Source organism: Abyssisolibacter fermentans (assembly GCF_001559865.1).
GTDB lineage: Bacteria > Bacillota > Clostridia > Tissierellales > MCWD3 > Abyssisolibacter > Abyssisolibacter fermentans.
On sequence record NZ_LOHE01000073.1, the window covers coordinates 1 to 22,045 of the forward strand.

Genomic DNA, 22,045 nt, shown 5'->3' on the forward strand with positions numbered 1-22,045 from the left:
ATTCAGAAACTTACAGCATATTATTTGAACGTTATATGAATAATCAGGGTTAAATAATATAATCGTATATTTATTTTTCATGCTATTTTATACTAAATATACCATATTTTAATTCTCTATTTACTCTGTTATTATTAAAGCTATAATCAATGCAAATACAATTTGATATTTATACACCATATTATAACAAATTTTATTTATTACCACATTTATTTGTCATAAAAAATAATTGTGTTTAAAATTTGTCACAATATTATTTGCTTTCGATTTTATTTTATTAATTTTACTCTTTAATGTCATAAATCAATAAAGATTTAATCTTGTGATTTTATTTCTTTGTCAAACCCTGTGTATTACCCAAGGAATAATATTATCCCATATTATTTATAGCCATAAAAAATATTTTTTCATGATATAATATATACAATAAATTAATTGAGGTGATTTTATGTTTGGTAGTAAAAATAATGATAGATTTGAAACTGTTTATTCACAAGGCACTGTGAATACTAGACAAATATTAGTAGATAAAAAAACTGGTGTGAATTACTTATTTACTTGTAGCGGAAATGCTGGTGGATTAACACCATTATTAGACGAGGATGGAAAGCCTGTTATTACGCCAATGTATTATAAAGAATAAGCATGTCTTTTATAAAAATTTAAAGGTTACTTTTTTTGAAATGCATAACGAAAATCGTACCGTTTCAACGAGGCACAAGATTGCACACCGCCTATTAAATCCTAATCGGTACCTTCTACCAGAGGTTGGAGAACATCTTGCGCCTTGTTATATAGAAAAAAGGTTTAGAACTAATCTACTTTTTTCTAAACCTTTTTTTGATTACACACCCAGTATGTTTTTAACTTCTTTGATTATATTTTCAACTGTTAATCCATATTTTTTATATAAATCTTCTGGTGCTCCTGATTCTCCAAAAGTATCATTTACACCTATACCTCTTACTTTACAAGGAGCATTATGACATACAACTTCTGAAACAATGCTAAATAATCCACCATTTAAAAAATGATCTTCTCCTGTTACTATACCTTTTGTCTCTTTAGCTGCTTTTATTATAGCTTCTTTATCAACTGGTTTTATAAATGGAAAGCTTATAACTCTAGCATCAATATCTTCTTTAGCTAACTCATGAGCTGCTTTCATCATAAAAGGCACTATTGCTCCATGTGCGATTAAAGTTATATCTTTACCTTCCTTTAGTTCGTAAGATTTTCCAATTTCTATTTCCCAATTTTCATTAAAATATTTCTCACATTCTTTTCTTCCTACTCTAATATAAACTGGACCCTTGTGATTTATAGCCCATTCTATTGCTTTTTTTGTCTCTATTTCATCAGATGGAGCTAGTACTGTAAAATTTGGTAATGCTCTCATTAATGCTAAATCATCTAAACTTTGATGTATAGCACCATCCATTCCTATAGCTAAGCCTGGATGTGTTGACATAATTTTTACGTTTGCATTAGAATAAGCTACAGATTGCCTTATCTGATCATAAGTTCTTCCTGGTGCAAAACAACAAAATGTGCTTACAATTGGTATATATCCCATTCTTTCAAGCCCCGCTGCCATACTTACCATATTTTGTTCTGCTATACCTGTATTTACAAATCTTTCTGGAAAAGCTTTACCAAAATCATTTACTTTAGTAGCTCCCCCTAAATCTCCACTTAATACAAATATATTCTCATTATGCTGCCCAATTTCTACTATTGTTTTACCAAACATATCTCTAGGTGCCATTAGGTTATTCATTGAGTGCCACCTCCTTTTTTGCTAACTCTTCTAAAGCTTGATTATATTCTTGTTCATTAAGTTTCTTTGAATGCCAAGGCACTTTGTCTTCCATGAAATTTATTCCAGCACCTTTTTTAGTATTAGCTACAATTATATTAGGTTTCATATTTGATATATTCATCAAGCCAGCATCAATTTCTTCAAAGCTATTGCCATTAATCTCTATAACATTTAAACCAAATGCTTCAAATCTTTGTTTATAATTTGGATCACCCATTATATTAACGTATTCATCATCTAATTGTAGTTTATTGTTATCTACTATTGGAATTAGATTTGTTAACTTTAATTTACTTTGTAGCATTAAAGCTTCCCAAACTTGTCCTTCCTGCATTTCTCCGTCACCCATCATTACATACACATTTCCCTTTAATCCTTTTCTTTGTTTAGCTAATGCTATACCTAGCCCATATGATAAACCTTGCCCTAATGAACCCGTTGAACACTCTACACCTGGTACTGAATCTATATGTGTATGTCCTTGAAGTCTAGTATTAATCTTCCTATACGTTTTTAACTCTTCTAATTCAAAATAACCTCTTCTCCCTAAAACTGCATAATAACCTAAAGAAGCATGTCCTTTACTAAGCACAAATACATCTCTGTTTAAATCTCGAACATTATTAGGAGATAGATTCATTTTTTCAAAGTATAGATAAACTAGCATTTCTGTTGCGGAAAAAGATCCTCCTAAATGACCTGATTTCACAAGATACTGTGTTTCGATGCAATCTTTTCTTACTTGCAAAGCAATTTTTTCTAGCTCTTTTAGCTTTTTACTATCCACAAGCATCACTTCCTTTCATATATTTTATAATAATTTATGTGCTAATTAGAGAAAATCTTAGGGTAGTCATTAGACTACCCATTTAATTAATGTATAAGCTTTATAATATTTCCAAGTATAATACCAACTACCCCAAAATCTGCATCTGAAAATGTTGTATTAGCAAATCCAAGATCTCCTAAAACCGGCATTAGTAATACTGGCAAGAATGTTATTAATAAACCATGTGCAAACCCACCAATAAATGCTCCTCTTTTCCCTCCTGTTGCATTACCAAAAACTCCTGCTGTTGCTCCACAGAAGAAATGTGGTACTACTCCAGGTAATATTATAACTGCATCTAAGCTACCAAGTATAAACATACCAACTATTCCACCTAAGAAGCTTGATAAGAATCCTATAAGTACTGCATTTGGAGCATAAGGGAAAACAACTGGACAATCAAGTGCTGGTTTTGCATTCGGAACAAGTTTCATTGATATACCTGTAAAAGCTGGTACTATTTCTGCTAATATTAATCTAACACCTTGTAATATTACATAAACTCCTCCAGCAAATGTTATTGCTTGTATCAATGAAAATACTATGAAGTTTTGACCGCCACTAATATTGGCTTCAATATATTCTTTGCCACATGCTACTGCTACTATCACATAACATACTGCCATTGTTAAAGATATTGCTACTGAACTATCTCTTAAAAATGATAATCCTTTAGGAAAATCCATTTCTTCTGTTGATTTAGAGCCTTTTCCAACTAACTTTCCAATATAAGCTGATAATATATACCCTACTGTACCAAAATGTGCAAATGCTACATCATCAGTACCTGTTATTTTTCTCATTGTTGGTTGTGCCATAGCTGGGAAAATAGCCATTATAAATCCTAGAATTACTGCACCAACTGCTACCAATGCTGTTCCTTCTAATCCACCTACTGCTAATATAACTGCAATCATACATGCCATATAAAGTGTATGATGTCCTGTTAAAAAGATATATTTAAGCTTTGTAAATCTAGCTATTAATATATTTGCTAGCATACCAAATACCATTATTAGTGCTGTTGATGTACCATATGTTTTAAGAGCCATTGCTACAACTGCCTCATTATTTGGAACAACTCCTGTTACTCCAAACCCTTGTTGAAACATAATTCCAAAGTGGCTTAAAGAACCTACTACTATACCAGCTCCACCACCTAGTATTAAGAAACCTAATATTGTTTTAATAGTGCCTTTTATTACATCAGAAACTGGTTTTTTCTGTAAAACTAAGCCTATGAGTGCTATTACTCCAACTAGTATAGCTGGAACGCTAAGAATATCAAGAATAAGCTTTAACATATGAAAACCTCCTATTATATGATTCCTTTGTCTTTTAATGCTTGTGAAATTTTTTCTTTTAATTCATTTTTGTCTATCATATTATTTAATGAAACCGTATAACCTAATGAATTAAGATTGTTTGCAATATCTCTTGTGCCTACATAAATATCTGCTTTTATACCTGATGCACTTGATAAATCTGAATGATCCACGTTCACCCCCTCTATTCCTAGTTCTTTTAAAACTTTTTTTATGTTCATTTCAATCATAAAACTACTTCCTAAACCTGAACCACAACAAACTAATATTAGCATTATTAAACCCTCCATTTTTCTTATTTTATTTACCCTATTCACAATTTAATTTTGTGAATGAGCTTTTGTAATTTTTAAAACTTCATTTTTATCATTTGTTGTCATTATCTTATTAAGATCATCAGAATCCATAAATAAATTCATCAATTGAGATAAAGCTTTTAAATGACTAGTGTTATCACTTGCTGCTAAAGTTACAACTAATTTAACTGGGTCGTTTAAATCACTACCAAATTCTACTGGATCTTTTAATGTAATTAAGCTCATAGATAATTTATTAACACCATCTTCTGGTCTAGCATGCGCTAGTACTATACCGGGAGCAACAACCATGTATGGTCCCATTTTTTCAAAATTTTTAAATATACAATCTACATAAGATTGCTTTATATCTCCTCTATTAATTAATATTTCAGAACCTTTTCCGATAGCTTCTTTCCAATCTTTCACACTAACATTTAGCTTTATCACCTCTCTAAATAATAAATCTTCTAACATATATACCTTCTCCTCTTTCATCATTTTTTCATTATTGTTCTTTAGAACATACAAAAATTCATATGCAAGTTGTTCTCTATCTTTTATTGATGTATATTTTTCTGTTGCTTTTATAAGCTTTTTAACAACTTCTTCTTCTTTATTTTTTTCTTTATATTTTGGTCTCAAATATTTTTCAAGAATTTCATAATCTTTTCTTAAAAGCATCGCATTGATTTTTAAATAGCTACTCTTTTTAAGATTTGGTATAGTTACTGTACTTATTAAATAGTCATACTTAATATCTTTTATTTCTTCTATTTTTCTACTAGATATCGTTTTCAATATTTCACAATCAAATCTTGTACTAATCTGAGATGCAAGCATTTGTGCTGTTCCTATACCTGTTGCACATACTAATATAAGCTTTGGTATCTCTTTAGTTCTTTTTTTCGCCTTTTCTAACGCTGCACCAAAATGTAAAGTTATATATGAAATCTCTTGATCATTAATTTCTGTATTCATATACTTTTCTAAATGTCTACAAGCTAATTTTGTATTAAAAAAAAGTGTTCTATAATTCTTGTAGATATTATTAAACATTGGATTTTGAAGCTTCATTCCATATTTTATTCTATATACTGTCGGTCTAAGATGTAATATGAGATTTGATATTACTATATTTTTTGATTTATCAAAATCAATTTTGTATATATCCTCTATTTCTTCAACCATTTTAGTTGTTACTTCAAATAGTTCATCATTTATTACATCATTGCTCTTTAATATCTTTGTTCCAAGTAAGTGTATGGCAATATATTTAATTTCATCTCTAGGAACTTTTATTTCAAATTTTTTTTCTACTTTCCTTACCATTTTTTCTGCAATTTTATATTCTTTAGAAAAATGTATACCTTCTGCTCCTGTATCAGGTAATATAATTTCCTTATTTAACTGTAGTCTCTTAATCATCAATGAAATATGAGTTATCAAGTTTCCATACCCTTCATCAGTAAAACTTTTTTGAAGTTCTGTTTCTGCCATTCTAATAAGTGAATTTAAAAAATCAATATCAAATTCTGAAAATAATATATCAAATTTTATATTGTTAATTTTATTTTGAGTAAATTTTCTATTGACATAATGAAACAAATCTTCTGTTTTCACTGATTCAAAGGTTAAATCAATTATAGCTCGCCTTTTGTTAATCTCCTTTCCTTCTACATAAATACCTATTTTAGGCTTTCGAATTAGCTTAATACCGTTTTTCTTAAATAGCTCTTCTATCTTATCTAACTCTTTTAAAATAGTATTCTTAGATAAAGAAAAATAATCTTGAAAATACTTAATACTCAAAGGTTCATTGCTTTCCAATAGTTTTACAGCCATTAAATTTCTTCTTTCTTCTCTTGAGTAATAATAATTTGCATTTTTATCAATTTGGTAAAACTTATTTAAATGATTACTTAATTTCTCCTTATCAACTATTCCGATGCCTTCATCTCTTTTTTTGATAATTTGTGTTAAAGAATATTTGCTCAAATAATCGTTGATTTTATCAATATCGTAGCGAATAGTTCTTTGACTAACTTTATATTTCTCACACAACTCATCGTATTTAACATATTTAGCTGCATCTAATAAATAATTCAGTATTTCTAAATGTCGTTTATTTAAATCCATTTCCTCAACTCCTTAAAATATCGGAAAACGATTACATCTTTATTTTATACACTTTTCCGATAATAGTATATATCCATGTCCTTCAATTTAGTATTGAAATAAATGAACTATAAAGATAAAATAACAATGTATATATCGAAGTGTACTTCTTTATAAAGCTTAATTTCAACTACTTTTGTCGAATTCCTGTATTTTTTGTATCTAAAAATACCATTTTTTCATTTATTATTGTGAAACAAATTGGGATATTTAATAAATATTTTTTTATGTATAATCAAATGTGAATTAAATATATATACAATTTAATGTAAAACTTATGAACAAGGAGTAAATGAATATTTGATTTTTTGGATAATTTGGATTATATTATACGAAATATATTTTTAACAGAAAGGGGAATTTTATTGATTAAGTGTATATTGACAGATATGGATGGAACAATTTTAAATTCACAAGGAGATATTTCTCTTTATACAAAAAACATACTACAAACTGCTCTAAACAGCAATATAATACTTGCTGTCGCTAGCGGTAGATTTTTTCAAGGTATAGATAGGATATTTAACATTTTTGATAATGATATTATTTATACATGCAATAATGGTTCGTGGATAGAGAATTCTTCAAGAACAAAAGTATATCATAAAAGCATATTTTCAAATAAGGAAATTGAAATAATACTTGATTTAATTAGATCACACACAGATTCAGGTTACTATGTGTGCACAAGTGACTATGGCATCACTGATAAATATTTTGATTATATTATTGAAGAGTTAAAAATAAGCGATTCTAGACTTCATATTGAAAAGGATTTATTATCTATAAAAGAAGATATAACTAAGATAACTATATGCATATTAGAGGGAGTTTATGAACTTTATGATATTCTTTTTAATATATTAGGAGATAAATATGCTTTAGTTATTAGTGGGGATATATGGTTAGATATAATAAAAAAAGATGCTTCAAAGGCTAACGCTGTTTATACTCTTGAAAAGGAATTAAATATTAAACCAGAAGAAATTATAGTGTTTGGTGATTTTGATAATGATGTACCTATGCTAGAGCTTTGTCAAAACAGCTATGCAATGAAAAATGCTTCAACCAGAGCAAAAAAAGCAGCCAAATTTACAGCTGATTCAAATGATAATGACGGTGTAGCTAAGATTGTTTCTGATGTTTTAGATTTAAAATTTTAATAAGAATTTAAATAGGAAAAAGGAGCTGTTCATCTTGAATAGCTCCTTTAAGGTGTTTCAAACACCACAACTTTTTCATTTCTTCATGTTAATGTTCAACATTATACTAATAGTTGTGTATTTTTAAAGTTTTTAATATCTTAAGGTTATAGATTAACTTTAAGATCCCGCAACGCTTACATCAAATAGTTGTATTGTTTTTGGTCCTACATAGTTATTTATTTGCTTTAATTCTTTAGACAAGTACATATTACCATGTACTTCTTTAATATTTCCTGATATAGATCCACCTGATACTATTTTTTCTTCATTACCATCAAAATATTTAGCTAATCTTATTTCTCCTGCAAAATCTCCTGTAAAAGGATCTAATGAAAAATCAGAAAATGCTAAAATTTCCAAGTGATTTTCTCTCTTCATTTCTTCTATAGTCTTACTTCCACCTTTAAATCTTAAATTTTTTACTATTCCTGTTTGTTCCACGTTAACATACTGTGAATATCTTGAATCACCAAAATATTTTTTAAGCTTACCATCATTATAAATCTCTAACGGTTTCAATGGAAATCCATCATAATCATATGGCTGAGAAAATACGGAATCTTCCATAAAAGGTTCAAGTGTTAAATTAATCTTATCACCAGTTACTGAATTTCCTTGTATATTCTCATCAAGCTTAGCAGTTGAAAACCCGTTATATACATATTCTGTACTTGCTTGTAAATAGTAATATTCAAAAAGTGTTTTTACTGGCTCTCCAGTCAATAAAACAGTGTATTTATTTAAAGCTGGTGTCTTCTGAGCTATAGCTCTTTCCTTACTCATTTCAATCATTTCTTTTACATTTTCAGCTATTAATTCTTTGTTATATTGTGCAAAATCTATAAAAGAGAATAATTCTACCTCTTCTTTTCCTTCTGTCCAATTTGTAACTAGTTCTATTTGTCCTTTATACTTATTCCAATTAACATCTATACCTGTAGAAGTAACTATTCTTATATAAGATTTATTTAAGAATACTTCTGTTGAATTTATGCCACCATTTTTGTATACATCTTCACTATAAATTGCTTTTGTCAATAATGGTAACCAATATCCCAAAGTATTTTGTGATAAATTACTTTCAATGGCTACTGTATTTTGATTTTCATTAGGTTTAGGCAAATCATAAAATTCATTCTTTATAAATTTTGCACTAAAAGCAGCATTTTCAATAGCAGTTTTTATTTCTGTCTCATCCATAGTAGGATGTATTTTTATATTAGATGATCCCTTGTACTTAGTTCCATCCTCTTCAAAATCTTTATATACTGTTATAGAAAAATCATTTACTTTTTTAGCTCTATTCATATCAATATCTTTTTTAACGAAAAACAATTCACTGCTTTCAGTTTGTGTTTGTATTATTTTCCATCCGTCGATATTTTTGTTATCTCTTAATATTTCTAATATCTTATTTATCATTATCCTAACCTCCCTATCGCTTTAATATATGAACCACCATCGGAGGTTTTAACAAATTCCTTATAACCTTTTCCACACATTCCACTACCAAATAATTTAGTTTCATCTGACACCATAGTAATAGATTTAAGTAAATCTGGTACATATCCAGTCAAGATTACAGGTGCAATTATATTTCCTGTTAATTTTCCATCTTTAATTTCATAACCTTTTTTCAATATGCACTGTATTCCCCAGTTTTTTGGATCCTCCATTCCACTTTTAACACCTTTTAACAGATATCCATTTTTAATAGAAGCTATCATATCATCTAATTTGTCTTTACCAGGTGCAAAAAATGTATTAGTCATTCTTGCATATGCCTTATGTTCATAAGATTGTCTTTTACCATTACCAGTAGGTGTAGTCTTAAGCTTAAGAGCAGATAAAACATCGGAAATACCAGTCTTTAATATACCATTTTCTATTACAACCGTATCAGTTCCAAGTGTTCCTTCATCATCAAATAAATATGATGAGACATGATAAGCAGACTTAGCACCATCATGCATGTTTACTAAACTAGATGCTACTTCTTTTTCTAAATATTCTACAGCTTTAGCTCTATTTTTAACAAACATGTCCATTTCTACACCATGGCCAAATGCTTCATGTGCTATTACTCCAGAAACATCTGGAGAACAAATAATTTCGTATTCACCAGGAACTACTCTTTTTGCATCTAATAGTTTAACAGTATCATCTATTGATTCTTTGTAAGCTCCTTCTAACTCGTCTAAAATCTCAACTCCCTTCATACCAGAGTAAGATTTAAAATCATATTTTGTATTTTCACCTTTTCTTACTAACGGAATTAGATATGCTTCACTCCAAATATATGATTGTTCTAAATACTTATTATTTGATACGAATACTTTTGATACATGAACATCATTGTACCTGATTCTAAATTCAAATAACATATCTGAATAATCTAAAGCTTTGTCCTTAATTGCTATCAATTTTTCTAGTTTCTCTTTTGGACTTATTTTTTCACTTAAAATTTCTACTTCACCATAAAACTTTTCTTCTATCTTCTCTTCTTGGATTAAAGGATATTCAGTCATTCTAATTTTATTTGTTTTTAGGTTATTAAAGTCATCTTTAATTTTCAAGCGAATTTCAGCAATAATTTGATCAACATTATCATTGCTTATTTCATTAAAAGAATATTCAGAATAATTTATGCCATTAAATACTCTAATAACAAACCCTCTTTCGCACCAGAATGAATCATTTAGCTCTATTGTATTTTTACTTACTCCATAAAGCATACCCTTTGTATCTGTACCAAGCACTGAAACGTATTTAAAGTCGTTAGATAACTCTTGTACTATTTTTTCTAAGTTACTTTTTTGTTTAATTAGAAAATTAGACATTTTTACTTTTTCCAATAACAAACACCTCCTTAAGATGTTAAGTATATAAATTTTTAATTTAATTATATATAATTTTATACCATATATAATTAAAAATATCAATTTTATTGCTTATTGTCAATAGTTAGCAATCATTTTATCTAACTTTTATCTATTAAGATTTTTTAACATATAGTCGATGCATTATTAAGCTAAATAATAATTTTATTATTAATTTTTTTAATTTATTGGACATTGTACTACATTTTAAATAAACACTGAGTATTTATCTTTACACATATGTCTTGACGTGCTATAATATGTAAAATTGAAGAAAGGAAGGATAGATCATGAGGTATTTTAAAAAAGTGGAAGGTAATAGAATTTATTTGTCTCCAATTAACATTGACGATGCTCCTAATTATGTTAAATGGTTATCTGATTTTGAAACTTCTGTTAATTTAAGCTGCTCTCACTCTATTATATCTATTGATAGCGAAAAAAATATATTAGAAAGATTAATATCAGACAACAATAACTTTGCTATTATAGAAAGTAAAAATGATAAACTGATAGGAAACTGTGGTTTTTTAAATGTAAATAATTTAAACAGAAGTGCTGAAATAGGTATTTTTATTGGTGATAAAAATTATTGGAATAAAGGCTATGGTACTGAGGCAATTAAACTATTATTAGATTTTGGTTTTAATATTAGAAATTTCAATAATATTATGCTTATAGTTATGGAATATAATAAAAGAGCTTTTAAATGCTACAAAAAATGTGGTTTTAAGGTAATTGGTGAAAGACGAGAAGCAGTTATATTTGGCAATAAAAAATATGGTAAAATATATATGGATATACTTGCTAGCGAATTTAAAAGCTCACTTGTAGATAATTATATTAAAGAAGAAAATATGATTAAAGATTTTTAAGGGACTGTCTAAAACTTTTTATTCTATTTGTCCCTTTGGGTTGTTTCAAAATTAGTAGAGTTCAAGGTTATCTATCTCATATTGAAACTCCTACTCACTTTGTTCCTAGGAGTAAGCGATTCACAATAAATCATAGATTTCTGTTCTCTACTCAACGCAGAAATCATTTTGAGACAACCCCTTATACTTCATCTTTAATTATTTCTAGGCCAAATGATTCAATAAGAGCTCTAAGTGACCCTGCCCCTTCATAAGGCCATGACCATGTCATAAATTTTAGTCTTCCAATATTACCCTTTATTATTTCACAGGAATCCAATTGATATTCTCCACATGCAATTGCCTCTAACATCGAACTAAACTCCCATTCCTTAAATAATCTCTTATCATTGTATCTTTGATTTATCGGTATAGATTCATATAGTTTCCAGTACTCAATTAATTCATCATCTGTAGGCCACCAAAAATTTTTTAACAATTCTTCATCATAGAAATTCTTCCATTTACTATCCTGATAATCTATACTGTTATTCTTCTTTGATTCTTTCAAAGAATAGAACATTTTTCGTAATTTTTCAAAATTTTCATATTTATTAACTCTAAACTCTAAATATAACTTTAACATTTCCAAACTCCTTTATTTTGAAAGTATTACTATGCTATTTCGATAATTGTAGCATACTATTATATAATAATAAATGAATACATATGACTAATTTTGATAAATTTCAACTATTTTTTTATATATATTTAGTTAGTACTATAAACTAGATTATTTTAGATACAACATGTATTTCTTATATTTATATAAAAGTGGTGTTTCAAAATCTATGGATTTTGAAACACCACTAAAAAACAATTACTAATAATAATTATCTATTTCTTACTGTTTATATGCTACTAATGTAAATGTTTTTGGAATACCTTTATCATAATATTCACATGAAAGATTTGGTTCTTCATCTAAACTTTTTATTATTAAACCTTCATTTGCTACTGCGCTAATAATTTCTCCTAAGTTCCACTTTCTCAAAAAAACTTTTTTTATATCATTATTTTCTTTCAAATGCTTTGAATAAGCAACAACTTGTTCTTGTAATGATGCATCAAAATAATCACCTGTTACTTTATGTTTACGTACCTTAGAAGTAGAACCTCTTGAAGTTATCAATTTAGTTGAAATTGGGTGGAAATCTCTTATTATAAATAAACCATTTTTAACCAAAAGTTTTTTTACTGTATTTATAAATGGTTTTAAATCAGTAAAATAATGCAATATCCCCATTTCAGCAAATACAATATCATAATCTTGTTTTAATAAATCTTCTGAAATGTTTAAAACATCAGATAAAATATAATTAATGTTTACACCCGCCTCTTTAGCTAATTCCATAGCATAAGCCTTATTTTCTTTTGAAAAATCAACAACACTAACCTCTGCCCCTAATAATGCTAAAGCTACAGCTTTATTCCCACATGAACCCATTAGGTTCATTATTTTTTTCCCTTCTATATCACCAAATTTGTTATAAAGCACAGATAAAATTTTGGCTGGATTTTTTTTAATTTTTTCAGCTGCTTTTTTAGGGTTACCGAACCTTTCTACCCACGCATTATAGCTTTCTTTATTCCATGCTTCCTTATTAAGTTTATGACGTATTTCCTCATTATGCAATACTCTCTTCCTTCCGTTTAATAAATTCTGATTTACTTCATTAATTATATAATGATTGTTCCCTAAAAGCTAGAAAATAATATAGACAAATAGCCTGTATTGTATAATTTGACGATTTAGTATTGTATAAATTATTTTATATGTGTAAAATATATAAAAATAGCTTATTTAATTGATATCTATCAGTTTTAGATATAAAATATATATTGTATTATATAAACTCAAACTATTCATAGAAAATAAATACTCAATTTATTTAAATTTCTATGAATAATCAGCGTTAAACTATTAAATTTTAAAAGGAGATTGTTATGAAAAATAAAGCTGTTATTTTAGGAGCTAATTATTATATAGGACTTAGTATTATTAGATGTTTAGGAACAAAAGGAATACATGTAACTGCTGTAGATTACTCTAAAAATGGTACTTATGGCTTTCATTCTAAATATTGCTCAGAAACTATAATTGCTCCACACTACAAGAAAGAACCGCAAGCTTTTTGTGATTTTTTAGTTGATTATGCAAAAAAACAAAGTCATAAACCTGTTCTTTTTCCTTCTGCAGATCCTTATGTTGAATTTGTAGACAAGTATTTAGATATATTAAAAGAGTATTATCTCATTCCCCAAACTCAGCAAGGATTGTATACTCAAGTTATGAATAAAGAAACTCTACATAAATTAGCTAGTAAATTTGGTGTTACTGTTCCTGAAACAGTTGAAATTAGTGAGGATAATTACATCCAAAAAGTCGAAGAAATCATTAAATACCCTTGTTTAGTAAAACCAACAGATTCTCCATCTTTTGTATCTAAATTTAGGAAAAAAATGTTTAAAGTATATAATAAAGATGAATTACAGCAAGCTGTAAATAGTGCAACTAAAGCAAACCTTGAAGTTATAATACAAAGAATAGTACCTGGTTTTGATGATCACATGTATACTTTTGATGCATATTTAAATCAAGATGCAAAGGTAACTCACTGGGTTACATGTCAAAAGTATAGACAATACCCAATAAACTTCGGGGCATCTGTTTATACTGGACAAAAATATATACCAGAATTATACGATATAGGTGCAAAGTTTTTAGAAACCATTAAATTTAAAGGTTTTGCTGAAATAGAGTTTAAAAAAGATGCTGAAACAGGAAAATACTATCTTATAGAGGTAAATGTTCGTACAACAAACTTGAACAATCTTTTATATAAAGTAGGCGTTAATATGCCTTATATAGCTTACAAAGAACTAACAGGCGAACCAATTAAATCATTTGCAATAACTCGTGATACAAACCTTGTTTTTTGGTATGCTTATGAAGATTTATTAGCAGTTCGTAAATATATTAAAACAAAGCAATTATCGTTTTCAAATGTCATTGGTTCCTATTTTAAACCTAAAGCTTACGCTATATGGGATTTAAAAGATCCAAAGCCAGCTTTTGTTTTTATTAATAATAAAATGAGTAGAGTTTTTAATAAATTACTAAGAAGAGATTAGTAAACTTATTTAGTTAACATCAAAACTTTAGCTAGATTTTACAAACATTCACTTAAAAAGTGTAGTAAAAAAAGATAAACCCCACAGAAAGGTGAGATATATGATAAAGTTATATGATTTACTTGATTCTATCGATGTAATAAAATCATGGAATATGAAAAATATTACAATAAATAAAATTGCATATCATTCAAAAAAGGTAGTTCCAGATGATGTATTTGTATGTATTAAAGGATATAAAACTGATGGTCATAAATACATCTCTAATGCTTTAGAAAGTGGTGCAGGCGCTATTATTGTCGAAGATTTTCAGCCTGATTTATCAATACCGCAAATACAAGTTAAAGACACTCGAAAAGCTCTAGCAGCCTTAAGTTCTGCTTTTTATGGTAATCCTTCAAAGAGCATGAAAACAATAGGAATTACTGCTACGAATGGAAAAACAACTACTTCTTTTATGTTGAATTCTATATTTGAAAAACACAACTTAAAAACAGGACTTATTGGAACAGTCATGGTTAAAGCCGGTGACTTTTATGAACCTTCAATACTAACTACTCCCGAATCTTTAGATCTTCAAGCATATTTTTCTAAGATGAGAGATAAAAATGTATCCCATGTTACAATGGAGGTTTCTTCTTCTGCATTAGATTTAAAAAGAGTTGCTAACGTAGATTTCGATATAGTTTCATTTAATAATGTTAGTAGAGAACATATAGATTTACATGGTTCTTTTGACAAATATTTTGACAGTAAAGCTAGTTTGATCAGGAATGCAGGAGCTGACAAATGGGCAGTTTTAAATATAGATGATCCTTTAATAAAACAATTAGTAAATGAAACAAAAGCTAATGTAGTAACCTTCGGAGTTAATAGTGATGATGGACATATTGCTTGTAGAAATTTAGACCTTTCAACTGGAAGAGCTAAATATACTATAGAAATTCTTAAATCTTTTAAGGTTGGTAATATTACTTACAACCCAACCTCTTTTGATATTAAGCTATCAGTTCCCGGATATCATTCTGTATCAAACTCAATAGTTTCAATCATCATAGCTTTGATTTGTGGTATACCTATACCTACTATTCAAGAAAGTCTTAGAACATTTGTCGGAGTTGAAAGACGTTTTGAATTTATATATGAAGATGATTTTATTATTGTAGATGATCACTTTGCTAATACTGCTAATATAAATGCAACTTTTGAAACTATCAAATATATGGACTACAATAAATTGACTATTGTATATTCTATTAGAGGAAGTCGTGGTCCTACTGTTAATAGAGAAAATGCAGAAGCAATAGTTAGTTGGGCATCAAAACTAGGCATAAAAGAAATTATTGCGTCTTTAAGTAAATCGCATGTCGGTGAAAAAGATATAGTAACTAAGGAAGAATTAGATGTTTTTAAAAATGTTATGAAAAATGCAGGTATTAAAATACATTTGTTTGATGAATTATCTGATGCTATCTCTCTTGCAATAAATAATGTTAAACCAAGAGACATAATTCTTTTATCAGGATGTCAAGGAATGGACTATGGAGCGCAAATCGCTTTAAAGCAATTATATAAATTAAGACCATATTTAAACGAAGATCAATTATTCAAGAGCATAGAAAAAAGAGTTGCAGGTATATTATAATATTAATAACAAACTCCGACAGTTCGTAGGAGTAAGCCATTTACATCAATAAAGATTAAGTACTATACTAAATAATAGCAGATGAAAATTAAATATTCATCTGCTATTTTAATGCAACCAATTCACATCATCTAAATATTATTCATTGTTTTCAATTTAAGACGTTAATATGTATATATTTTTTAAAAACTAAACTTTTATATGTACATGCTATTAAAAATTAAAGCCTTAATATGTATATGTTATTAAAATAAATTATTAGTTTAGAACCTTTTTATATTCTATTGTAAAACTCTTTCTAATTTCATTTTTTTATCATAATTCACCTTTAATACTTTATAGTTTGAAGTATTAAAAACACATTCTTTTAAACAAATTCTACACCCATAATTATTCAAAAGTTCTTTTAAACATTTTTCTCTATCTATATATATTAGCTGATTATCTTGAATATCAATAGGTATATCTTTTATCGCTCCAACAGGACATTTTTGAACACACTTTCCACAATTTTTGCAATAATCTTTAACCCACGAGTATGGATTCTTTTTCTTGTTAAAAGGCAGATTTTCTATATTTGTATATATAACCCCAAGTTTATGCCTTGGTCCGACTTCAGGTGTTATGATATAACCATGTCTACCAATCACTCCTATACCAGCTCTTTCAGCTAAAAATGGATAAAAAGAAAATCCTTCTAATTCAGACCCTGCTTGTGCTCCAAATCCCTGTTTTCTTAAATATTTAGTAATCTTATTAGCAATAATACCTGCTTTAGCACTTGTGTTTTCAATCATTTTAATTGTTTTATAACTTGGTAGCATGTTAAATTTTTCTTTATCCATCTTTATTGCAAATACAATAACGTTATTATTAGCAATATCATTATTAGAAAAACCTTCTTCTATTTGAGTAAATCCAATTGTAAAAGCACCATATTTATTTGCTATCTTTATTAATTTTTCAAATTCTTCACTAGTAATCTCACTTCTTGTTGCTACATGATCTAGTCCTTTGTAACTCATTGAAACTTGTCTTATATTCCTCATTAATATTGGAAACAAAGTTATCCTTTGATAAAATGTTAAAGCTTTCATAGAATTCATTTTTAAGTTTATCTGTTTTTTTGAGTTTAACGAACTTAGAATAATTTCATCCCTTATAAGAATTTCTTCATGGTTTCCAATAGTATTAGGAGTTGATTTTTCATCGTTTAAAAAAAATTTTCTTACTAGTTTAAACAAAATAATAATCCTCCTTGTTTAACAAATAACTTCTTGTACTTATATTATCATATTATTTTTTAATATTTTGTCTATTTATGTCATGAACTAAAATTTTTTCTTAATTTAAGATATACAGTAGTAATTATATCTATAATATGTGTTTTTCTTTTTTAATTTTTCTTCACGTTTTTATTGTTATCTTTATTTATATAATGTAAAAAAGACCATAACAATGGTCTTTTTTACTAATATTCAATACTATTTATATTATATTTTTATATCTAAACACAACTTATATATTTCTCAAACAATCTACTAATGTCCATTCTTACATTTTCATTAATAATTGTATCATCTACGATTTTTTTTATTGACTCTAATTTTACTTCTGTTGAGATCAGTGCCTTTTCCAGTTCACTAAAATTATCTAAGATGAGAGCATCAGTATTAAAACTACATTTAGCAAATTTGCCATCTAATACATCGTAGCTAAATTCTACAATAGCCCAATTAAATTTTTCAGATAGTGTAACAGAGTAACTAGGACTTTGAGAATACACCCAATTCCAAGATTTATTTTTAGCAACTTCATCTCTTATTGTTTCTATAGGTACATTTAATTCTTCTATAGATTTTATACTACCATATATTTTTTCAAAAGAACTATATAATGATTTTTTAATAGTATCAATTGTTATATCACGGTTTAATTCTGATAAATTTACAACTCTTGATTTTACTGACTTGATAGCTTTGGAATCAATTTTAATGTTTGAAACGTTGAGATACCTTAACATTTTTTCTACATCTACATCTATTAACAAAGTTCCATGATGACAACTTTTACTATTTTCAGAAAAAAAAGCGTTACCAGAAAATTTTTTATTACTTATAACTAAATCATTTCGCCCACTATACTCAGCTACTATTCCAAATGTTTTTAAAGCATCTATAATAACACTAAGTTGTTTATTTACATCATAATATTTATCACTTGCTATAAATGAAAAATTTAAATTACCTAAGTCGTGATAGACTGCTCCACCACCAGAGCACCTTCTAACAAGCGTAACATTGTTGCGATTGATTTCATCTAAATTACACTCTTGATAAGGATTTTGATTTCTACCTATAACAACAGTATTTTCATTTTGCCAAAGTAATAATATTACTTCATTTGGGTCAATATTTTTAATAAGATATGTTTCTAATGCCAAATTAATTGTTGGATCTTCTATTGAAGTATAATATATTTTAGCAACCTGTTTATCCAAAATGAATGCCTCTATTCTTTAACATCAATAAAGCTTCATGTATTCCTTCTGATAAAGTTGGGTGAGCATATATTACTTTGATTGCTTCATCTATTTTAACTTTTTGTTGTATCAAATTCGTAACTGTTGCTATCATATCCGTACCATGAGCACCTACAATAGTTCCACCTAACACTATATCATTCGCTTGATCTGCAATTAACTTAATAAAACCTTCAGTTTCATTCATAGCTAACGCCTTACCACTAGCTAACATTGGAAATTTAGCAACTTTTATTTCAATATTTCTAGTAGCAGCTTCTTTTTCTGTCAACCCTACATGTCCAATTTCTGGGCTTGTAAATATAGCACTTGGAACTAAATCATAATTTGTTTTTTCTTTTATTCCATTCATATGATCCACTGCAACTAAACCTTGATGTGAAGCCACATGAGCAAGTTGTACAATATTAGTTACATCACCAATAGCATAAATAGAAGGTGATGATGTTTGCATATAGTCATTAACCGCAATACCATTTTTCTTTTCATTCAAAGCTACGTTTAATTTCTCTAATTCCATGCTATTCAAATTTGCTTTTCTACCAACTGACATAAGTACTTTTTCACTATTAATATAATGTTTTTTCCCATCTTTCATAAAAGTTATTACTAGCTGATCGTTTACAGATTCATGAATACTATCAGCACAAGAATTTACATAAATTTTAATACCTTTTTCTTCTGCAATAGATGTCATATAGTCAATAATGTCTGTATCCAAGTTTGGTAATATTTGTGAATTGAATTCAACTACTGTTACATCAACGCCAAGTGCTCTATATATAAACGCAAACTCCATTCCAATAACTCCACCACCTATAATTGTCAAAGTCTTTGGAATTTCAGTTAAAGAAAGTATCTCTTTACTAGTTAACACGTTTGGTAAATCTGCTCCTTCAATTGGTATTAAACATGCAGATGAACCAAGAGCTAATATTGTATTTTTTGCAGAAATTGTTGCGTCTATTTTTTTATTTTTAACACCAAAAGTATTTTCATCTATTACTACTGCATTTCCTTTAATAACTCTAATATTATTTGATTGCATTAATTGATCAATTCCTGATACTAAAGTTTCTACAACTTGATCTTTTCTTTCTATTATTTTACTTAACGATACTCTGTAGTCATTAACATTAATACCGAAAACATCAGCATTTTTTATATTTTCAAGAACATGAACACTTTGAGTCATAGATTTTGTAGGTATACAACCATAATTCAAACATGTACCGCCTAAATGATCTTTCTCAACTAGGACTGTTTTCATTCCCATTTGTGCACCTCTAATTGCAGCCACGTAACCACCAGGACCACCACCAATAACTAATAAATCACATGCAATTTCTTCTTTTTTTGGCTTAGTAATACCGAAAGAGTATTTAGATTTTGGAGCCTTAGTTTTTTCCGCTTCCTCACCTTTTTCACCTTCGATAATTCCTACAATATCATTTTTAGAAACTGTTTGACCCTCTTCTACTAAAAATTCAGTCAAAATACCGTTGACATTAGATTTATAATTTAAATTTCCTTTACCTGATTCTAAACTAAAAAGAATATCTCCTACTTGAACTTTATCTCCAACTTTTTTTGAAATTTTCCCTACTTTTGCTTTAGTATCATGTCCAGACAGTTTATCAATTATTATTTTACACTCCATATTATTACGCCTCCTGGAAAAAGGGCTATTGGGTAATTAATACCCAAGCCCTTCAATCTTATTGAAAATCTTTTTCAAATTCGTCTAAGCAAGCCATCATCAATGTTGAAGAATAAGCCATTGCTGGACCACCACCGAATGCTACTGATACCATAGCAGCTTCAATAACTTCTTCTCTGGATGCTCCTGCTTCTAGAGCTTTATACGTATGATATACAATACAATATTCACATCTGTTGTAACAACCAATTGCTACACTGATTAATTCTTTAGTTTTTATGTCTAAAGCATTAGGCTCATAAGCAGCACCTAATAATCCCATGAATGCTTCTACCTGATTTGGATTTGTCTTACCAAGTTCTTCTAAACCTCCAACAAAACTATTTAACATTTCTCTAACATTATACGCCATAAAATCATCCTCCTATTTTGTTTGTCTATGCAATGTTTAGTATAGCAAACATTTAGTCATATTTCAATAAATTTTTAACAATAATTTTAAAAATTTAATTATTTAATAATTTCTTTCTTAAATAATTTAATGCGACCTACTAGTCATTAACTGATTAGATGAATTATTTTCTCTTTTTTGCATTGATAACTTTTGTTTGATTATTTTTATTCATTGTTTTTGCACAAATCTATCAAGCTTATATTGTTAGTATAATTTATTTTAAACTTTTTATGTGTTTTAAAATTAACAAAAAAATAGAGTGACTATACTCTAATCTCTCTATTTTTTGGAAAATATTTTTTCATTTTTTAAAATTGTTACCCATAGTTTTTGATATTACTCACCATTGTTTTTATAACTTTTTCGTATATTCTCAGCTCTTCTTCATTCAATCCTTCAATTAATTTTTTATTGAATCTTTCTCCCTCTGGTGTTAATTTTTCAATTTTCTCTTTTCCTAACTTAGTTAAGACAATATTAATATTTCTCCTATCTTCTTTACTTCTTATTCTTTGTACCAGTTGATCTCTTTCTAGCCTATCAATTAATCTACCAATACTTGAATCCTTAACACACATAATGTTTGATAATTCCCTCTGTGTTATAGTTTTATTTATATTTATATAATAAAGAGCAATCCATTGAATACGCGTCACTTCATTTTTTTTTAGCCTTCGACCGAAAGCATCTGCAATTTCTTTCAAAGAATTTTCAGTTATATGAGCCACTCAGCGGTCTAAATTGAAAAACATATAATACCCCCTAAACCTTTATTATCTCTATTTTAGTATAAACTATTTTATAAAAAACTTCAAATCTGCTTGTAAATATTAAAATTTCTTATTACTAATTTATATTAGTATTATAATGCTCTTTTTTCAACTTAATAGTCAATTTGATTATATTCTATAGTAATCTCAGATTATTCATATAAAATTATGAGCAGTAAACTAAAATCTATGATTTTATGGTAATCGCTTACTCCTATGAAGGAACGAATAGGAGATTCATTAATAAGTATTCCTTCTGAATAGAAGATGCTCATTAAATGGCATTCATTCCAACTCGGTATGCCTTCAAATTCACTGAAATCTTCTAATTCAGAAACCTACAGCATATTATTCAAAGTTATTCGAATAATCAGGGATAATTTATATTAGT

General features: G+C 28.0%; 19 protein-coding genes. 5 read left to right on the plus strand and 14 right to left on the minus strand.

The window, feature by feature from the left end:
• The first annotated feature begins 448 nt into the window (after nt 1–448).
• On the plus strand, nt 449–643 hold the full coding sequence (locus tag AYC61_RS13740) for a DUF6440 family protein (protein WP_066503528.1): 195 nt from the start codon (nt 449–451) through the stop codon (nt 641–643).
• Between the two features lie 201 nt (nt 644–844).
• On the opposite strand, the gene AYC61_RS13745 is transcribed toward AYC61_RS13740, so the two are convergent.
• The 5 genes from AYC61_RS13745 to AYC61_RS13765 all read right to left on the minus strand — a co-directional run bounded on the left by AYC61_RS13745 (nt 845) and on the right by AYC61_RS13765 (nt 6,411).
• On the minus strand, nt 845–1,780 hold the full coding sequence (locus tag AYC61_RS13745; RefSeq protein WP_066503533.1) for a transketolase family protein: 936 nt from the start codon (nt 1,778–1,780) through the stop codon (nt 845–847).
• Nucleotides 1,773–2,609 carry a transketolase gene (locus AYC61_RS13750; protein ID WP_066503536.1) on the minus strand — a complete coding sequence of 279 codons (837 nt, stop codon included), beginning with the start codon at nt 2,607–2,609 and terminating at the stop codon, nt 1,773–1,775. Before AYC61_RS13750 ends, AYC61_RS13745 begins: the two co-directional genes overlap by 8 nt.
• Nucleotides 2,610–2,695: 86 nt before the next feature.
• Complete coding sequence (locus AYC61_RS13755) at nt 2,696–3,955, minus strand: PTS ascorbate transporter subunit IIC (protein ID WP_066503537.1); 1,260 nt, start codon at nt 3,953–3,955, stop codon at nt 2,696–2,698.
• Between the two features lie 14 nt (nt 3,956–3,969).
• A complete protein-coding gene (locus AYC61_RS13760; RefSeq protein WP_066503540.1) occupies nt 3,970–4,251 on the minus strand; it encodes a PTS sugar transporter subunit IIB in 282 nt (93 codons plus the stop codon).
• A gap of 45 nt (nt 4,252–4,296) precedes the next feature.
• Nucleotides 4,297–6,411 carry a BglG family transcription antiterminator gene (locus tag AYC61_RS13765; protein ID WP_066503542.1) on the minus strand — a complete coding sequence of 705 codons (2,115 nt, stop codon included), beginning with the start codon at nt 6,409–6,411 and terminating at the stop codon, nt 4,297–4,299.
• Nucleotides 6,412–6,815: 404 nt separating this feature from the next.
• On the opposite strand from AYC61_RS13765, the gene AYC61_RS13770 reads away from it, so the two are divergent.
• Nucleotides 6,816–7,613: an HAD family hydrolase gene (locus tag AYC61_RS13770; RefSeq protein WP_066503546.1), complete on the plus strand. Its 798-nt coding sequence runs from the start codon at nt 6,816–6,818 to the stop codon at nt 7,611–7,613.
• A gap of 159 nt (nt 7,614–7,772) precedes the next feature.
• On the opposite strand, the gene AYC61_RS13775 is transcribed toward AYC61_RS13770, so the two are convergent.
• Together AYC61_RS13775 and AYC61_RS13780 are read right to left on the minus strand one after the other, a co-directional pair.
• The gene (locus tag AYC61_RS13775; RefSeq protein WP_066503548.1) at nt 7,773–9,077 is read right to left on the minus strand and encodes a metallopeptidase TldD-related protein; all 1,305 of its coding nucleotides are present in this window, start codon (nt 9,075–9,077) and stop codon (nt 7,773–7,775) included.
• Entirely contained in the window at nt 9,077–10,495 is a 1,419-nt protein-coding gene (locus tag AYC61_RS13780; RefSeq protein WP_066503570.1) for a TldD/PmbA family protein, read from the minus strand. Before AYC61_RS13780 ends, AYC61_RS13775 begins: the two co-directional genes overlap by 1 nt.
• Nucleotides 10,496–10,824: 329 nt before the next feature.
• Here AYC61_RS13780 and AYC61_RS13785 point away from each other — a divergent pair, with 329 nt between their 5' ends.
• Nucleotides 10,825–11,409: a GNAT family N-acetyltransferase gene (locus tag AYC61_RS13785; RefSeq protein ID WP_066503550.1), complete on the plus strand. Its 585-nt coding sequence runs from the start codon at nt 10,825–10,827 to the stop codon at nt 11,407–11,409.
• A gap of 181 nt (nt 11,410–11,590) precedes the next feature.
• On the opposite strand, the gene AYC61_RS13790 is transcribed toward AYC61_RS13785, so the two are convergent.
• Nucleotides 11,591–12,034 (minus strand): hypothetical protein, encoded by a 444-nt coding sequence (locus AYC61_RS13790; protein ID WP_066503552.1) that lies wholly within the window; start codon nt 12,032–12,034, stop codon nt 11,591–11,593.
• Between the two features lie 258 nt (nt 12,035–12,292).
• Nucleotides 12,293–13,129: a class I SAM-dependent methyltransferase gene (locus AYC61_RS13795; protein WP_420806813.1), complete on the minus strand. Its 837-nt coding sequence runs from the start codon at nt 13,127–13,129 to the stop codon at nt 12,293–12,295.
• A gap of 266 nt (nt 13,130–13,395) precedes the next feature.
• On the opposite strand from AYC61_RS13795, the gene AYC61_RS13800 reads away from it, so the two are divergent.
• Complete coding sequence (locus tag AYC61_RS13800; RefSeq protein WP_066503558.1) at nt 13,396–14,583, plus strand: carboxylate--amine ligase; 1,188 nt, start codon at nt 13,396–13,398, stop codon at nt 14,581–14,583.
• A gap of 100 nt (nt 14,584–14,683) precedes the next feature.
• Nucleotides 14,684–16,228 carry a Mur ligase family protein gene (locus tag AYC61_RS13805; protein WP_066503561.1) on the plus strand — a complete coding sequence of 515 codons (1,545 nt, stop codon included), beginning with the start codon at nt 14,684–14,686 and terminating at the stop codon, nt 16,226–16,228.
• A 281-nt stretch (nt 16,229–16,509) separates the two neighbouring features.
• On the opposite strand, the gene AYC61_RS13810 is transcribed toward AYC61_RS13805, so the two are convergent.
• From AYC61_RS13810 to AYC61_RS13830, 5 genes are all read right to left on the minus strand, one after another.
• Nucleotides 16,510–17,472 carry a 4Fe-4S binding protein gene (locus AYC61_RS13810; RefSeq protein ID WP_066503563.1) on the minus strand — a complete coding sequence of 321 codons (963 nt, stop codon included), beginning with the start codon at nt 17,470–17,472 and terminating at the stop codon, nt 16,510–16,512.
• Nucleotides 17,473–17,735: 263 nt separating this feature from the next.
• Entirely contained in the window at nt 17,736–18,728 is a 993-nt protein-coding gene (locus tag AYC61_RS13815; protein ID WP_066503564.1) for a lipoate--protein ligase, read from the minus strand.
• Nucleotides 18,721–20,430, minus strand: coding sequence for a dihydrolipoyl dehydrogenase (lpdA, locus tag AYC61_RS13820; protein ID WP_066503566.1), 1,710 nt, complete (start codon nt 20,428–20,430; stop codon nt 18,721–18,723). Before lpdA ends, AYC61_RS13815 begins: the two co-directional genes overlap by 8 nt.
• Before the next feature lie 58 nt (nt 20,431–20,488).
• Nucleotides 20,489–20,842, minus strand: a complete 354-nt coding sequence (locus AYC61_RS13825) for a carboxymuconolactone decarboxylase family protein (RefSeq protein WP_066503568.1) — start codon at nt 20,840–20,842, stop codon at nt 20,489–20,491.
• Between the two features lie 359 nt (nt 20,843–21,201).
• Nucleotides 21,202–21,612 (minus strand): MarR family winged helix-turn-helix transcriptional regulator, encoded by a 411-nt coding sequence (locus tag AYC61_RS13830; RefSeq protein WP_242866801.1) that lies wholly within the window; start codon nt 21,610–21,612, stop codon nt 21,202–21,204.
• Nucleotides 21,613–22,045 lie beyond the last annotated feature (433 nt).